Raw genomic sequence first — 13776 nt, 5'->3', positions numbered from 1 at the left:
AGATATGAAAGAGCTTTTCCGCACAACTGACCCGACACAACTTGCATTCGCGGTCGCCCTCCTTGAGGGCGAGGGTATAGCGGCCTTTCAGATGGACGTCCACATGAGCGTGCTTGAAGGAAGCATTGGCATATTGCCGCGCCGGTTGATGGTGCGCGAAAAGGATATGTTCCTTGCGCGGGCAATTCTGTGCGATAACGGCTTGGAGGTGGGCTGATGTTTGCGCCCGATGATCTGAGCCGCGACAAGTTTCTGGATGGCAGACTGTATATCTTTCAGCCGAAGGCGGGCTATCGCGCGGCGATGGACCCTGTGCTTCTGGCGGCGGCCTGTGATGCAAGGGCGGGGCAATCGGTGCTGGAGCTGGGGTGCGGAGCGGGGGTTGCAAGCCTGTGTCTTGGTGCGACGGTGACGGGCGTCACGCTGACGGGCCTTGAGCTGCAACCCGAATATGCCGATCTGGCACGCCGGAATGCCGCCGAGAATGGCCTTGCCTTCGAGATCATCGTCGGGGATCTGGCGGATATGCCCGCAGGGCTTCGCGCGCGCAGCTTTGATCATGTGATCGCCAACCCACCCTATTTCGCGGCGCAAAATGGCACGGCGGCGGCTGACAGCGGACGTGAGACCGCGCAGCGCGAGGCAACACCCCTGGCGCTTTGGGTGCGTCAGGCGTTCCGGCGGTTGAAGCCTGGCGGTTGGCTGACGTTGATCCAGAATGCGGATCGGTTGTCCGACATCCTGCGCGCGATTGGCGATCACGGCGGCGCCACGCGGATTTTGCCGATAGCACCGCGCGAGGGGCGCGACGCGGGGCGGGTGATTGTGCAGACGCGGAAAGGCGCGAAAACACCGCTGCGCCTGCTCGCGCCGCTGGTTTTGCACGCCGCCCCAAGCCATGCAGGCGACGCCGAGGATTTGACGCAGTTTGCGCAGTCCGTGCTGCGCGATGGCGCAAAATTGCGCCTTGGGTGTTAATGCTTTCGCAAGATTTCGTGAGCAACCCTTTTTCTTGCCGGAAGAACGCAACAAGTTCGTGACACGACTCGCAGCCTGTGCTGCAATCGTCTTACACAAACAGGAGAGGAGACTGCCCATGTCGCTTGGTTCGCATATCACCGAACTTCGCAAGAAACATCAGGTATTGTCAGATCAGGTCGAGCGGGCAGCGCGTAGCCCGGGTGTTGATGACCTCGCCATCGCCGATCTGAAAAAGCAGAAACTCCGTATCAAGGAAGAAATCGCCCGACTGGAACAAGCATAAGCCTTGCAACGCCCGCCCCGAACCGGCGGGCGTTTTAGCGCCTGCGGCCTGCTATGGCCGCGAGAAAGGCACCGGCAGCAATCATCGCAGCCGCCACGATGATCATTGGCGTGGCGGTTGCGAACCCTGCCAGAATCAGCGCCAGCGTTGACAGAAGGGGCGCGGCATAAGACGCCGTTCCCAAAAGTTGAATGTCACCGCGTTTGACCCCGATGTCCCATGTGAAAAACGCCAGTCCCACTGGCCCCAGCCCAAGCGCCAGAACCGAGGTCCAGCCAAGGGTCGTCGCGGGCCAGATTGTTTCTTCAATCGCCAGATGCGCGCCAAGCGCCAGGACCGAGGTCGCGAGGCAATAAACCGTCACTGCCGCTGTCGGCACCGCTCCGAACCGGCGCGAAACCAGCGAATAGCCCGACCACGTCAGCGCACACAGGAATGCCAGCGCATAGCCCGGCAGGGCGTCGGACGAAGCGCTGATGCCGCCTTTCGCCACGATCAGCGCGGCGCCGCCAAAGGCAATCAGCGCGCCCAGAATATGACCCGCGCGCAGGCGCTCTCCCGGCAACAGCCCCGAGAACAGAACGATCAGCAAAGGCCAGAGATAGGCGATCAGGCCGGCCTCAGCGGGCGGCGCGAGGCTTAGTGCTGAAAAATACAGATAGTGATAGCCGAAAAGCCCCGCCGTCCCGAAGGCATAGACCCGCAGGGGCACGCTGCGTAAAATCGCAAAGCTGCCGGTTGCCGCAAGCCAGACCACCCCGATCAGCCCGCCGATCGCAAAGCACATGGCGTTCAGTTGCAGTGCCGGAACCGGCTGCGCGCCGACCGTAAATAACGCCAGCAAGGCCCAAAGAGCGACGGCAGAAAAGCCGATCAGTGTTGCACGCGCTTTACCATTCTGTTCTGAAGTCACGTCCGGCCTCTCCCGCGATCATTTCTTGCGCCTCGGCTTCCAGCCAGTCGAGGAACGCCTGCACGGGCGCGCGTCGTTCGGCCCCCGGAGCACACAGAACCCTATAGCTTTCGCGGGGCACCAGCGAAAGCGCGAAGGGTGCCACAAGGCGACCAGCCTTGAGCGCGTCATGCGCAAGGGTGTAGCGCCCCAGCACTACGCCAGAGCCGCCCAACGCCGCGTCGATGGCATGGTCGACCTGCGAGAACTGCGGCCCTCCGGCGGGTGGCGCGTCCAATCCTGCGGCCCGAAACCAGCCCGCCCAATCGGGGCTGTGCTGCATGAAGGCGGATTCGTCGTGGTGCAAAAGCGGGGCATCTTGCAGGCTGGCAGGGGTGGTGTAGCGCGCGGCAAGTTCGGGTGTCATCATCGGCGTCAGCCATTCGCGCGGCAGTTGGCGGCTGAACAGCCCCTCGTTGCGATCCGGCCCAAACCGAAGCGCGACATCCACCTCATCGTGGCGCAGATCAAGCAGGCGGAAGGTTGCTTTGAAGTTCAGCTCGATCTTCGGGTGGGCGCGCGCGAAATTATAAAGCCGCGGCGCCAGCCATTTCGAGGTAAACGCCGGCCCCGCCGTGACATTGAGCGAGTGCTCCCGCCCGCGCTGCGCTGTGCGCCATGCTCCGCGCAGGCTTTCAATTCCGTCGCGCACGCCGGGGAGGAGGCGCTGCCCGGCCTCGGAGAGCGTCACGCGGCGATGGGCGCGGATAAACACTGGTTCACCCAGCAAGTCCTCAAGCTGGCGAATCTGGAATGACAGCGCGGCGGGCGTGACGCCCAACTCGTCTGCGGCGACCTGAAATGACAGATGCCGTGCGGCGGCCTCGAAGGCGCGTAGAGCGGTAAGTGGAAGATGGTCTTTCATTGATAAGAAAAACTTGTCTTTATTCGCAAGAAAACTCGTTTGCGCAAATTTTATAGGGGTGAGATCAAGTATCAGTCAAATAAATTTTGTGGAGGTCATGTGATGCTGCAGATTCCTGCTTCGGCCAGACAAGAACGCTATCATGCCGCTGCTCTGTGCTTGCGTCGGCAGGCATTTGCGCGGGCTATCGGGGCTTTGGTTGGCTGGCTTCCCGCATATAAAAAGGCCGCCCCGATCGCAGGGCGGCCCGAATGTTGCGAGGCGTCGTGATCAGATGAAATACTGACCGCCGTTCGCGGTGATCGTCGAGCCGGTGATAAAGCCTGCGTCATCGGACGCAAGGAAGACCACGCAGCGCGCTATTTCCGAGGGTTCACCAAGGCGACCGACGGGGATTTGCCCGATGATCGATTCGCGCACCTTTTCCGGAACCGCCATCACCATTTCGGTTGCGATGTAGCCCGGGCAGATCGCATTGACGGTGATGTTGGCGCGGGCGCCCTCTTGGGCGAGCGCCTTGGTGAAGCCAAGATCGCCCGCTTTTGCCGCCGAGTAGTTGGCCTGACCGAACTGACCTTTCTGCCCGTTGATCGACGAGATGTTGACGATACGGCCGAATTTACGCTCGCGCATCCCGTTCCACAGCGGGTGGGTCATGTTGAAAATGCCGCTGAGGTTGGTGCCGATCACCTGATCCCACTGCTCGCGCGACATTTTGTGGAACGGTGCGTCACGGGTGATGCCCGCGTTGTTCACCAGAACGTCGATCGGGCCGAGGTCGGCCTCGACTTTGGCGATGCCTTCGGCGCAGGCGTCGTAATCTGCGACGGACCATTTGTAGGTCTTGATGCCGGTCTCTTCCGTGAATTTCGCGGCCGCCTCGTCATTGCCCGCATAGTTTGCGGCAACGGTGTAACCGGCCGCTTGCAGGGCTTTAGAAATTTCCGCGCCAATCCCGCGCGATCCGCCAGTAACCAATGCAACCCGCGACATGATTCCTCCTCTGGGTAGGTGTTCCTTGAAATCCTGTTACCGAAAATAACGAAGGCGCGCAACAAAGTTGCGCGCCCAATTTTGCGATTGCAGCAAAATAATTGCCTCAGAGACCTTCGAGGCACATTGCAACGCCCATGCCGCCGCCGATGCAAAGCGTCGCTAGGCCTTTCTTGGCACCCGAACGTTTCATTTCGAAGACAAGGGTGTTGAGGATGCGGCAGCCCGAGGCGCCGATCGGGTGGCCGATGGCGATCGCGCCGCCGTTGACGTTCACCTTCGAGGTATCCCAGCCCATGTCCTTGTTGACGGCGCAGGCCTGCGCGGCGAACGCTTCGTTCGCTTCGATGCGGTCCAGATCGGCGGCGTTCCAGCCAGCCTTTTCCAGCGCTTTGCGCGAGGCCGGGATCGGGCCGCATCCCATGATCGACGGATCAATGCCGGCGGTCGCATAGGATGCGATGCGGGCAAGGGGTGTCAGGCCGCGCTTGGCTGCTTCTTCTTCCGACATCAGCAAAACGGCTGCGGCGCCATCGTTGATGCCCGAAGCGTTGCCAGCGGTGACGGACCCGTCCTTGGCAAAGGCGGGGCGCAGTTTCTGCATCGATTCGAGGGTGGCGCCGTGGCGGATGTATTCATCCGCATCGACGATGATCTCTCCCTTGCGGGTTTTCACGGTGAACGGGGTGATCTCGTCGACGAATTTGCCAGCCTTTTGTGCTGCCTCGGCCTTGTTCTGCGACGCAAGGGCGAATTCGTCCTGCATCTCGCGGGTGATTTGCCACTGGCTCGCAACGTTTTCCGCCGTCTGACCCATGTGGTAGCCGTTGAAGGCGTCCCACAGACCGTCCTTGATCATCGAGTCGATCATTTTCATGTCGCCCATCTTGGTGCCAGCACGCAGATGCGCGACATGGGGGCTAAGCGACATGCTTTCCTGGCCGCCAGCAATCACGATACCTGCATCTCCGCACATGATATGCTGAGCGCCAAGGGCAACGGTGCGAAGGCCCGAGCCACAGACCTGGTTGATGCTCCACGCCGCAGATTCGATCGGCAAGCCGGCGCTGATGTGCGCTTGCCGGGCGGGGTTCTGGCCCTGGCCGGCGGTGAGAACCTGACCGAGGATCGTTTCGGAAACGTCGGCTTTCTCGATGCCTGCGCGCGCTACGACGGCGTCCAGAACGCAGGCGCCAAGCTCATGGGCAGGGGTGTTTGCGAACGAGCCGTTAAAGCTCCCTACCGCGGTGCGCGCCGCGGAAACGATGACGACGTTGGTCATGTATTCTCTCCTCACAGGATGGTCGGCGCGCGGAACGGCTGCGCCGGTTATGCCGCTGCGCAGCATGCCCGATGGAGAGGTTGCGTCAAGTAGATTCGTAAAGTGTATTGCTGCGTTAGCGCAATTATCTTGCGCGCCGAGCTGTGGTCATGCGCGTTTGAGGGTCGCCTCGCGATTCTCCCACGCAGGGTGGATCGTCGGTGCGCCAAAATAATAGCCCTGCAGGCAATCGACTCCCAGATCACTCAGGTAAGCCGCATCTTCGGCGGTTTCGACGGCCTCGGCAACTGTAAACATATCGAAATGGCGGGCGACGCCCAGAAGGGCTTCGGTAAGGACCTGATTGTCGGGGTTCGAGGCGATTCCCCGAATGAACTGTCCGTCGATTTTCAGGATGTCGAAGTAGAACTCGCGCAGATAGCGGAAGGAGGTATATCCGGCGCCGAAATCATCAAGTGAGAAGCTGACACCGCGCTGTTGCAGATCCTGCATGAAGACGGAAACCAGTTCGGGCATCTGCATAGCCGAGCTCTCGGTAATCTCGAGAATCAGGCGTTCCGCAACCGTATCGTCTATGGCCAGACCGCGGTTGAGCACCTTCATCCAGGCGGGGTATCCGATAGAGCGTGCTGACATGTTGATGGCAAGACGCAGCGAAGGGTTCTCCGAAAGCGTGCGAAGCCCGGTCTCGATGGCAATGCAGTCGAGCTTGCGCCCGAGTTCGGTACTTTCGACGACGGGAATAAACTCTCGGGCAGGGATAATACGCCCGCTGGCATCCAGCACGCGCAAAAGTCCCTCGTGAAAGGCGATGCGATCTTGCCGCGCTGTCTGGACAACGGGTTGATAGGCCATCAGGACATCGCGATTGTCCACCGCGTTTCGGACCATCGACAAGATATCTTTGTCGCGTTGTGCAACAGCAAAGTCGAGCGGGTTGGTGTCGGTCCAGTTGACGGGTTCGTCAAACGGCGCTTTTCCGATGGTCATCGTACTCTCACTCCTTAACGGCTGTCCCCACTGTGAGGTCAAGCGCCTAAGAAGCCGTAAAGCCCAAGCGTAAAGTTGTATTATGGTTACTCAAGCGTGAAGTGTTGTGGCGACTGAGAAAACCCGCCGTTTTTAAACAGTTTCGTAAGGAGGGGCGAGTAGCGTTCGTGGCGATGAGCATATTCTTGAGGCGCCCGCACCATGGTTACTGACGCTAAATTTGTTTCCGATGCCGAAGTCCCTTTGGGCTTTGACGAACTGTTCTATTCACGAACCGATGCGCGCGGCGTGATCTTGGCTGGTAACCACGTTTTCAAGCGCGTCGCGCAGTATGACTGGGATGAATTGCTGGGTGCGCCGCATAAAATCGTGCGTCACCCCGATACGCCCAAAGGGGTATTCCGGCTCCTGTGGGACGCGCTCGGGAAGGGACTCCCGATGGGAGCTTATGTAAAAAATCGTGCAAAATCGGGTGGGTATTACTGGGTATTTGCCGTGATTATCCCGCTTGATGGCGGGTATCTGTCAGTGCGCCTGAAGCCGTCCTCGCCGTTATTCGCGAAGATGGCGGCGGTATATCCGGAGCTGGCGGAAACGGAGCGACAGACGAAAGCTGATCCCGAGGGGACGGTCGAGAAGCTGCGTGACATTGCTATTGGCGAGGGGTTCTCGACGCTTACCAGCTATATGGCCTACGCGCTTGGGCAGGAATTGACGGCACGCGATGTCATTCTGAAGCGACCCTCGGACCGGCGGACTGTTGTCCTCTCGCAGATGAACTCCGTGCTAGAGGCCGCGGCAAGCGAACAGAAGGGGCTGTTGCGTAGCTTCGAGGCGTTGCAGGCGATCCCGAACAACATGCGGATCGTTGCGTCGCGCCTGGAGCCGTCGGGTGGGCCGGTCTCGTCGATCTCGGAAAACTACAAGGTCTCGTCGGCAGGGATTTCGGACCGGTTGCGCAGCTTCGTGGTCGGGCGAGACAATATGTATGACCAAATGGCGCGCGAGGTGGCGCGCGCACTGTTCCTGTTAGGATGCAGCCGCGTTATTGCAGAGATGGCGGTAACGTTTGAAGGGCATGACGAGGTCATGGGAATCGATTGGGGCGAGGAGAAGCAGGTTCTGGATCGTGCGTTGATATCAAGTGCGGATGCGGCCCGCTCGGCTCTGCGCGTTGCTGCAGATCTGGCGGCAGGGATGACACGCTCAAGCCGCGAAATTCGGCGTCAGATGTTGGGGCTTGATACGATTCGCGTTCTCGGTCGCGTTGAATGCGGACGGATGCGCGGAGCCGGTGGCACCCTGTCCTCCACCATAGACCAGCTTGATCTGTTCCATGACGACATCAAGAAACGCCTCGAGTCGATCATGCATCACTCGGAAGAGCTGGAGAAATCAATCACGCATTACCTGCGCCACGAAGAAAGGGCAAAGTCCGCCTGATGAGGGTCTAATCGGACAAGAGGGCGTTGATAACCGCCTTTGCTTCGGCACCATCCCATGCCGCTTCGCCTATCAGGCGGGCGGCCTCGTTCCCGTCGCGGTCGATCAGCACGGTTACGGGCAGACCAACAATTCCCATCCCGCGCGCGAGTTGGTTCTTCGAATCGGCATAGCGCGCCAGATGTTTGACGCCGACATCTTCAAGAAAACGCTCGACTTTGGGCGCTGGATTGCGGCCTGTGGCAATTGTCAGAACTTCGAAATCGGCGCCACCCATTTCCGCCTGCAGCCGGTCGAGCGAGGGCATCTCGGCGCGGCAGGGCGCACACCAGACCGCCCAAAAATTCACCAGCAACACCTTGCCGTGCCAGTCGCTCAGGCGGCGCTCGGCGCCAGTCGCATCGGTAAAGGCTAGCTCAGGCACCTGTATCGGTGCCTCGTAAACGACAAGCTTGCGCATGTCGCCTTCTTTGAGCGCGGACAGATCTGCGGCTTGAGCGGCATTTGCACCAAGCGCAATGGCCGTATAAAGGACGAGGGACCGTAGCATTTTGCCTCCGACGAAAGGCCAGACAATGACCGAACACGCCAAGGATACCAAAGCCTCCAACGCAATGTGGGGCGGACGTTTTGCCTCCGGGCCGGATGCGATCATGGAGGCGATCAACGCGTCCATCTCGTTCGACCAGCGGCTCTACGCCCAGGATATTCGCGGCAGCCGGGCCCACGCAGCCATGTTGGCAGCGCAAGGCATCATCACTGATAGCGATGCAAAGGCCATTCGGGAAGGGCTTCTCACGGTCTTGTCAGAGATCGAAGCCGGAAATTTCCCGTTCTCGACGGCGCTTGAAGATATTCACATGAATGTCGAGGCGCGGCTGAAAGAGGTGATCGGCGAACCGGCCGGCCGCCTGCACACCGCACGGTCGCGCAATGACCAGGTGGCGACCGATTTCCGCCTTTGGGTGCGCGATCAGGCGGATGCGGCTATTGCGGGCCTTGATGCGCTGATCCGCACCTGTCTGGTGCAGGCCGAGGCGGGTGCTGATTGGGTGATGCCGGGCTTTACGCATCTGCAAACCGCGCAGCCCGTGACTTGGGGCCACCACATGATGGCCTATGTCGAGATGTTCGCGCGCGACAAATCCCGCTTCGAGGATGCGCGTAAGCGGATGAACGAATGTCCCTTGGGGGCGGCGGCGCTGGCGGGAACGGGCTTCCCGACCGACCGTTTCATGACGGCTGAGGCGCTGGGCTTTGATCGCCCGATGGCGAACTCGCTGGATGCGGTATCCGACCGCGATTTCGCGCTGGAGTTCCTGTCGTCGGGTTCCATCTGCGCGGTTCACCTGTCGCGCCTTGCCGAAGAGTTGGTGATCTGGTCCTCGGCGCAGTTCCGCTTTGTGTCGATGTCGGACAAGTGGTCGACGGGTTCGTCGATCATGCCGCAAAAGCGCAACCCCGACGCGGCCGAGCTTATCCGCGCCAAGATCGGGCGTATTCTTGGGGCGACGGTGGCGCTGTTTACGGTGATGAAGGGGCTGCCGCTGGCCTATTCGAAGGACATGCAAGAGGACAAAGAGCAGGTATTCGACGCCGCTGACCATCTGCTGCTGGCTTTGGCCGCGATGGAAGGCATGTTGCGCGACCTGAGCGTGAACCGTGACAAGCTGGAGGCGGCTGCCGCCTCGGGCTTCTCGACCGCGACGGATCTGGCCGACTGGCTGGTGCGCGAGGCGGGGCTACCGTTCCGCGATGCGCACCATGTGACCGGCTCGCTGGTTGCGATGGCCGAGGCGAAGGGCTGCGACCTGCCGGACCTGTCACTGGACGAAATGCGCTCGGTCAACGAGTCAATCAATGACAGCGTGTTCGCCGTTCTTGGGGTTCACAACTCGGTCGCCTCGCGGCAATCTTATGGCGGCACGGCCCCCGATCAGGTCCGCGCCCAGATCGCCCGCTGGAAGGAGCGCCTTGCATGAGGGTTTTGCTGACGCTGACGCTCTTGGCGGTTGCCGCCTGCGGCGTGGATGGCCCACCTGTCCCGCCGCAAGAGGTTATCGCCGCGCATTGACGCGGCGCTTCCTTCCCTTGCCAAGTTGCGCTAAGGGCGTTGGGACATTTCCAACGGGGACGCGCCATGGATCATTTTCTTTATAAAGACGGTGTGCTGCACGCCGAGGATGTCTCGATCCCCGAGATCGCGGCGGCCGTCGGCACGCCTTTCTATGTCTATTCGACCGCGACGCTGACGCGCCATTTCGCGCTGTTCCAAGAGGCGCTGGACGGGCTGCCGCATCTGGTTTGCTTTGCGATCAAGTCGAACTCGAATCTCGCGGTTCTGAAAACGCTTGGCGATCTGGGCGCGGGGATGGACGTGGTCTCGGGCGGTGAATACCTGCGCGCCAAGGCGGCGGGTGTTCCGGGCGAACGCATAGTCTTTTCCGGCGTTGGCAAGACGCGCGAGGAAATTCACCTCGCACTGACCGGCGGCATCCGCCAGTTCAACGTCGAATCCGAACCCGAGATGCGGGTAATCTCGGCGGTGGCGAGCGAGCTTGGCCTTGAGGCGCCGATTGCACTGCGTGTGAACCCCGATGTTGACGCGAAAACGCACGAGAAAATCGCGACCGGCAAGTCGGAGAACAAGTTCGGCATCCCGATTGCCAAAGCCCGTGCCGCCTATGCCGAGGCTGCCAGCCTGCCCGGCATCAAGGTTGTCGGCGTCGATGTGCACATCGGCAGCCAGTTGACCGATCTGGAGCCCTTCGGGGCCGCCTTCCTGAAGGTGCGCGAACTGACGCAGCAGTTGCGCGCAGACGGGCATAATATCATCCGCCTTGATCTGGGCGGCGGTCTGGGCATTCCCTACACCCGCTCGAACGAGGCGCCGCCCCTGCCTCTGGATTATGGTGCGGTCATCAAGCGCACCGTGGGTGATCTGGGATGCGAGATCGAGATCGAGCCGGGGCGCCTGATTTCGGGCAATGCAGGTATCCTTGTGACCTCGGTGATTTATCTCAAAGAGGGCGAAGGCCGCGATTTCCTGATCGTGGATGCCGCGATGAATGACCTTGTGCGCCCGTCCATGTATGGCGCGCATCATGACATCGTGCCGGTGGTTGAACCCGCCCCCGGCACCGAGGCCCGCCCCTACGACGTGGTCGGCCCCGTGTGCGAAACCGGCGATACCTTTGCCAAGGGCCGGATGATTACGCCGCTTGGGGCGGATGATCTGGTCGCCTTCCGCTCGGCCGGGGCTTATGGCGCGGTGATGGCGTCCGAGTATAACTCGCGCCCGCTGATCCCCGAAGTGATGGTGAACGGGGATCAATTCGCTGTCATTCGGCGCAGACCGAGCTTTGAAGAAATGCTCGCCCGCGATACCATCCCCGAGTGGCTCTGACGGATCTTCCCGTCGATCCTCTTTGGAGGGGGCCGGAAAGGGAGTGATGCGCCGGAGAAAAGGCACCAGCGGGCCGGAACGGCTTGCCATCGTGGAATGGTCGGTTGCGCTGACGCGCGGCGCGATGGTGCTTGAGCGCGTGTTGCGTGGCTTTTGGTCTGCGTTTTCGCTTTTTGCCTTTGGGTTTGCCGCACTGGCCTTCCGGTTGCATGATCACTTGCCGCCCGATCTGTTCCTTTGGGGGGCGGGGGCATGGCTTTTGGGGCTGGTGGTCGCGCTGATCCGCGCGGGGCTGCGGCTGCGCTGGCCCTCGCAGGCCGAGGCTTTGGCGCGCGTGGATGCGCGGCTTGAGGGGCGCCCTTTGGCGACGCTTGCCGACCGGATCGCCCTTGGCGGCGAAGACGCCGCGACGCGTGCGCTCTGGCAGGCGCATCTGTCGCGGATGCGCCAGCGCGCGATGGGTGCGCGCCCTGTTGCGCCCGCGCCAGACCTTGCTCCGCGCGATCCGTTTGCCCTGCGCCTGATGGCGGTGGCTGCGGTGGTGATGGCGCTGCTTTTCGGCGCGCCGTCGCAGATGTTCGACCCGTCCTCGCAGCTTGGGCACGGGTCCGGCGCTGCCGAGGCGGCGCTTGGCCCGACATGGGAAGGCTGGGCTGAACCGCCACGCTATACCGGAAAGCCGGGGCTTTATCTGAACGCTCTGGATGCCGACGAGATTACGGTTCCCAAGGGCACGCGCTTTGCCTTCCGGTTTTATGGCGCGCAAGGTGCGATCCCGTTTGAGGAAACCGTGTCGAACCCTGCGGCGCCTTTGGAAACCGAGGCCCGGACGGAGGTCGGTCAGCGCGATTTCGTGGCGATGCGCGGGGGCGTTATCGAGGTTGGCGGTGCGCAGGAGCGCCGGTTCCGGATCGAGGTGCTGGCCGATGATGCGCCCGAGGTCTCGCTTATGGGTGTGGCCGAGCGGCGCGCGGACGGGCGTTTCGCGCAGCCCTTTATGGCAGGCGACGATTACGCGGTGGTGCGGGGCGTCGCGCGGGTGCGGCTTGAATTAGGAGCCGTGGATCGCCGATATGGCTTGGCCCTTGCGCCCGAGCCGCGTGACGATCTGGTTTTTGATCTGCCGATGCCGATCTCCGGCTCGCGCACCGCTTTTACCGAAACCCTGGTCGAGGATGCCGCGCGGCATGTCTGGGCGAACCTTCCGGTCAGGCTGGAACTGGAGGTCACGGACGGGCTGGGCCAGACGGGGCGCTCGGAACCCTATGCGCTGGATCTGCCGGGGCGGCGCTTTTTCGACCCGCTGGCTTCGGCGCTGATCGAGGCGCGGCGCGATCTTCTGTGGAACCGCGAGAACCGCCCGCGCGTTGCGCAATGGCTGCGCGCGCTCAGCTATCGCCCCGAAGGGTTCATCCGGCAAGATGGCGTGACGGGCATGTTGCAACTGGTGATCGCGCGGCTTGAGGCGGGTGAGCTGACCGATGAGGCGCGCGAGGAACTTGCCGCGATGCTTTGGGAGATTGCCGAGCTGCTGGAGGATGGCGGTCTGGCGGATGCTCTGGCCGCGATGCAGCAGGCGCAAGAACGCCTGTCCGAAGCAATCCGCAATGGCGCGTCGAAGGATGAAATCGCCAAGCTGATGCAAGAGCTGAAAGAGGCGACGGATCGCTATATCGACATGCTGGCCGAACGGGCGGCGCCCGAAGAGGGGCCGCAATTCGGTCAGAAGCAGCAAAGCCAGCAGATCACCGGCGACCAGATCCAGCAGATGATAGACGAGATCCAGCGTCTTATGGAAGAGGGCCGCATGGCCGAGGCGCAGGAGCTTCTGGATCAGCTCGCGCGGATGATGGAGAACCTCAAGGTCACACAGGGGCAAGGAGAGGGCGACCGTCAGGGCAACCAGACGATGCGCGACTTGCAGCAGACGCTTCGCGACCAGCAGGAGCTTTCGGACGAGGCATTCCGCGATATGCAAAATGGCGCCAATGGGGTGCCACCTCAGGGCGAGGGGCAACAACCGGATGGTGCAGGCGAGGGGCAGGATACGCCCGGCGACGCGGGGCGGTCGTTGGCGGATCGGCAGCAGGACTTGCGCCAGGGGCTGGGGCGCCAGCAGGGTCTGATGCCGCGCCTTGGTGGCGAGGCGGGCGACGAGGCGCGCAATCAGCTTGATCAGGCGGGCCGCGCGATGGAGCAGGCCGAAAATGCGCTGCGCGACGGGGACAACTCGGCGGCGCTGGATCGGCAGGCTGACGCGATCGAGGCGTTGCGCGAAGGGATGCGTGCGCTCGGTCAGGCCATGACTGAAGATGAGCGCCGCCAGCAGGGGCAGGCGGAGGGGCAGCAACACCGCGCGGATGGCGCGCAGGGACAAGGCTCGCGCGAGGTGCCGCGCGATCCGTTGGGGCGCTCGATTGGCGATGGCACGCGCATGACCTCGAACGAGAACCTGCTTCAGGGCGAGGATATTTATCGACGCGCCCGCGACTTGCTGGATGAAATCCGGCGGCGTTCGGGAGAGCGGCTGCGTCCGGACGAGGAGCTGGATTACCTCAAACGCCTGCTGGAGCAGTTCTGA

14 protein-coding genes are annotated in these 13776 nt (G+C 61.9%); 8 read left to right on the top strand and 6 right to left on the bottom strand.

Annotated elements, in window-relative coordinates:
* Positions 1-4 precede the first annotated feature (4 nt).
* The 3 genes from RYZ20_RS06255 (at position 5) to RYZ20_RS06245 (ending at position 1264) form a co-directional block, all read left to right on the top strand.
* Complete coding sequence (locus tag RYZ20_RS06255) at positions 5-217, top strand: putative signal transducing protein (RefSeq protein ID WP_317671523.1); 213 nt, start codon at positions 5-7, stop codon at positions 215-217.
* Positions 217-978 carry a tRNA1(Val) (adenine(37)-N6)-methyltransferase gene (locus tag RYZ20_RS06250; RefSeq protein ID WP_317671521.1) on the top strand — a complete coding sequence of 254 codons (762 nt, stop codon included), beginning with the start codon at positions 217-219 and terminating at the stop codon, positions 976-978. Before RYZ20_RS06255 ends, RYZ20_RS06250 begins: the two co-directional genes overlap by 1 nt.
* 118 nt (positions 979-1096) lie before the next feature.
* Entirely contained in the window at positions 1097-1264 is a 168-nt protein-coding gene (locus RYZ20_RS06245) for a YdcH family protein (protein WP_317671519.1), read from the top strand.
* 34 nt (positions 1265-1298) lie between these two features.
* Here the strand turns inward: RYZ20_RS06245 and yddG are convergent, their stop codons facing one another.
* The 5 genes from yddG to RYZ20_RS06220 all read right to left on the bottom strand — a co-directional run bounded on the left by yddG (position 1299) and on the right by RYZ20_RS06220 (position 6346).
* Positions 1299-2177, bottom strand: coding sequence for an aromatic amino acid exporter YddG (gene yddG, locus RYZ20_RS06240; RefSeq protein WP_317671517.1), 879 nt, complete (start codon positions 2175-2177; stop codon positions 1299-1301).
* Complete coding sequence (gene gcvA, locus RYZ20_RS06235; protein WP_317671515.1) at positions 2155-3081, bottom strand: transcriptional regulator GcvA; 927 nt, start codon at positions 3079-3081, stop codon at positions 2155-2157. Before gcvA ends, yddG begins: the two co-directional genes overlap by 23 nt.
* A 270-nt stretch (positions 3082-3351) precedes the next feature.
* Positions 3352-4074: a beta-ketoacyl-ACP reductase gene (phbB, locus tag RYZ20_RS06230; protein WP_317671513.1), complete on the bottom strand. Its 723-nt coding sequence runs from the start codon at positions 4072-4074 to the stop codon at positions 3352-3354.
* A gap of 106 nt (positions 4075-4180) precedes the next feature.
* Complete coding sequence (locus RYZ20_RS06225; RefSeq protein WP_317671511.1) at positions 4181-5356, bottom strand: acetyl-CoA C-acetyltransferase; 1176 nt, start codon at positions 5354-5356, stop codon at positions 4181-4183.
* A 147-nt stretch (positions 5357-5503) separates the two neighbouring features.
* Positions 5504-6346 carry an EAL domain-containing protein gene (locus tag RYZ20_RS06220; RefSeq protein WP_317671509.1) on the bottom strand — a complete coding sequence of 281 codons (843 nt, stop codon included), beginning with the start codon at positions 6344-6346 and terminating at the stop codon, positions 5504-5506.
* 201 nt (positions 6347-6547) lie between these two features.
* On the opposite strand from RYZ20_RS06220, the gene RYZ20_RS06215 reads away from it, so the two are divergent.
* Positions 6548-7789 (top strand): PAS domain-containing protein, encoded by a 1242-nt coding sequence (locus tag RYZ20_RS06215; RefSeq protein WP_317671507.1) that lies wholly within the window; start codon positions 6548-6550, stop codon positions 7787-7789.
* A gap of 7 nt (positions 7790-7796) precedes the next feature.
* On the opposite strand, the gene RYZ20_RS06210 is transcribed toward RYZ20_RS06215, so the two are convergent.
* The gene (locus tag RYZ20_RS06210; RefSeq protein WP_317671505.1) at positions 7797-8339 is read right to left on the bottom strand and encodes a TlpA family protein disulfide reductase; all 543 of its coding nucleotides are present in this window, start codon (positions 8337-8339) and stop codon (positions 7797-7799) included.
* Positions 8340-8364: 25 nt separating this feature from the next.
* On the opposite strand from RYZ20_RS06210, the gene argH reads away from it, so the two are divergent.
* The 4 genes from argH (at position 8365) to RYZ20_RS06195 (ending at position 13776) form a co-directional block, all read left to right on the top strand.
* Complete coding sequence (gene argH, locus RYZ20_RS06205) at positions 8365-9771, top strand: argininosuccinate lyase (protein ID WP_317671503.1); 1407 nt, start codon at positions 8365-8367, stop codon at positions 9769-9771.
* Complete coding sequence (locus tag RYZ20_RS15850) at positions 9768-9863, top strand: lipoprotein (RefSeq protein ID WP_411572328.1); 96 nt, start codon at positions 9768-9770, stop codon at positions 9861-9863. The genes argH and RYZ20_RS15850 overlap by 4 nt, the downstream gene beginning before the upstream one ends.
* A gap of 66 nt (positions 9864-9929) precedes the next feature.
* Positions 9930-11195: a diaminopimelate decarboxylase gene (gene lysA, locus RYZ20_RS06200; RefSeq protein ID WP_317671501.1), complete on the top strand. Its 1266-nt coding sequence runs from the start codon at positions 9930-9932 to the stop codon at positions 11193-11195.
* Between the two features lie 46 nt (positions 11196-11241).
* Positions 11242-13776 carry a DUF4175 domain-containing protein gene (locus RYZ20_RS06195; RefSeq protein WP_317671499.1) on the top strand — a complete coding sequence of 845 codons (2535 nt, stop codon included), beginning with the start codon at positions 11242-11244 and terminating at the stop codon, positions 13774-13776.

Source organism: Pseudothioclava alba (genome assembly GCF_033100795.1).
GTDB lineage: Bacteria > Pseudomonadota > Alphaproteobacteria > Rhodobacterales > Rhodobacteraceae > Pseudothioclava.
The sequence above is the reverse complement of the archived record's forward strand: the minus strand, read 5'-3'. Positions and strand labels throughout refer to the sequence as shown.

Excerpts from the sequence above, each read along its gene's own strand:
- RYZ20_RS06210 (WP_317671505.1), bottom strand. The coding sequence starts at position 8,339 with ATGCTACGGTCCCTCGTCCTTTATACGGCCATTGCGCTTGGTGCAAAT.
- RYZ20_RS06195 (WP_317671499.1), top strand. The coding sequence starts at position 11,242 with ATGCGCCGGAGAAAAGGCACCAGCGGGCCGGAACGGCTTGCCATCGTG.
- gcvA (WP_317671515.1), bottom strand. The coding sequence starts at position 3,081 with ATGAAAGACCATCTTCCACTTACCGCTCTACGCGCCTTCGAGGCCGCC.
- RYZ20_RS06255 (WP_317671523.1), top strand. The coding sequence starts at position 5 with ATGAAAGAGCTTTTCCGCACAACTGACCCGACACAACTTGCATTCGCG.
- lysA (WP_317671501.1), top strand. The coding sequence starts at position 9,930 with ATGGATCATTTTCTTTATAAAGACGGTGTGCTGCACGCCGAGGATGTC.
- RYZ20_RS06225 (WP_317671511.1), bottom strand. The coding sequence starts at position 5,356 with ATGACCAACGTCGTCATCGTTTCCGCGGCGCGCACCGCGGTAGGGAGC.
- RYZ20_RS15850 (WP_411572328.1), top strand. The coding sequence starts at position 9,768 with ATGAGGGTTTTGCTGACGCTGACGCTCTTGGCGGTTGCCGCCTGCGGC.
- argH (WP_317671503.1), top strand. The coding sequence starts at position 8,365 with ATGACCGAACACGCCAAGGATACCAAAGCCTCCAACGCAATGTGGGGC.
- RYZ20_RS06250 (WP_317671521.1), top strand. The coding sequence starts at position 217 with ATGTTTGCGCCCGATGATCTGAGCCGCGACAAGTTTCTGGATGGCAGA.
- phbB (WP_317671513.1), bottom strand. The coding sequence starts at position 4,074 with ATGTCGCGGGTTGCATTGGTTACTGGCGGATCGCGCGGGATTGGCGCG.
- RYZ20_RS06220 (WP_317671509.1), bottom strand. The coding sequence starts at position 6,346 with ATGACCATCGGAAAAGCGCCGTTTGACGAACCCGTCAACTGGACCGAC.
- RYZ20_RS06245 (WP_317671519.1), top strand. The coding sequence starts at position 1,097 with ATGTCGCTTGGTTCGCATATCACCGAACTTCGCAAGAAACATCAGGTA.
- RYZ20_RS06215 (WP_317671507.1), top strand. The coding sequence starts at position 6,548 with ATGGTTACTGACGCTAAATTTGTTTCCGATGCCGAAGTCCCTTTGGGC.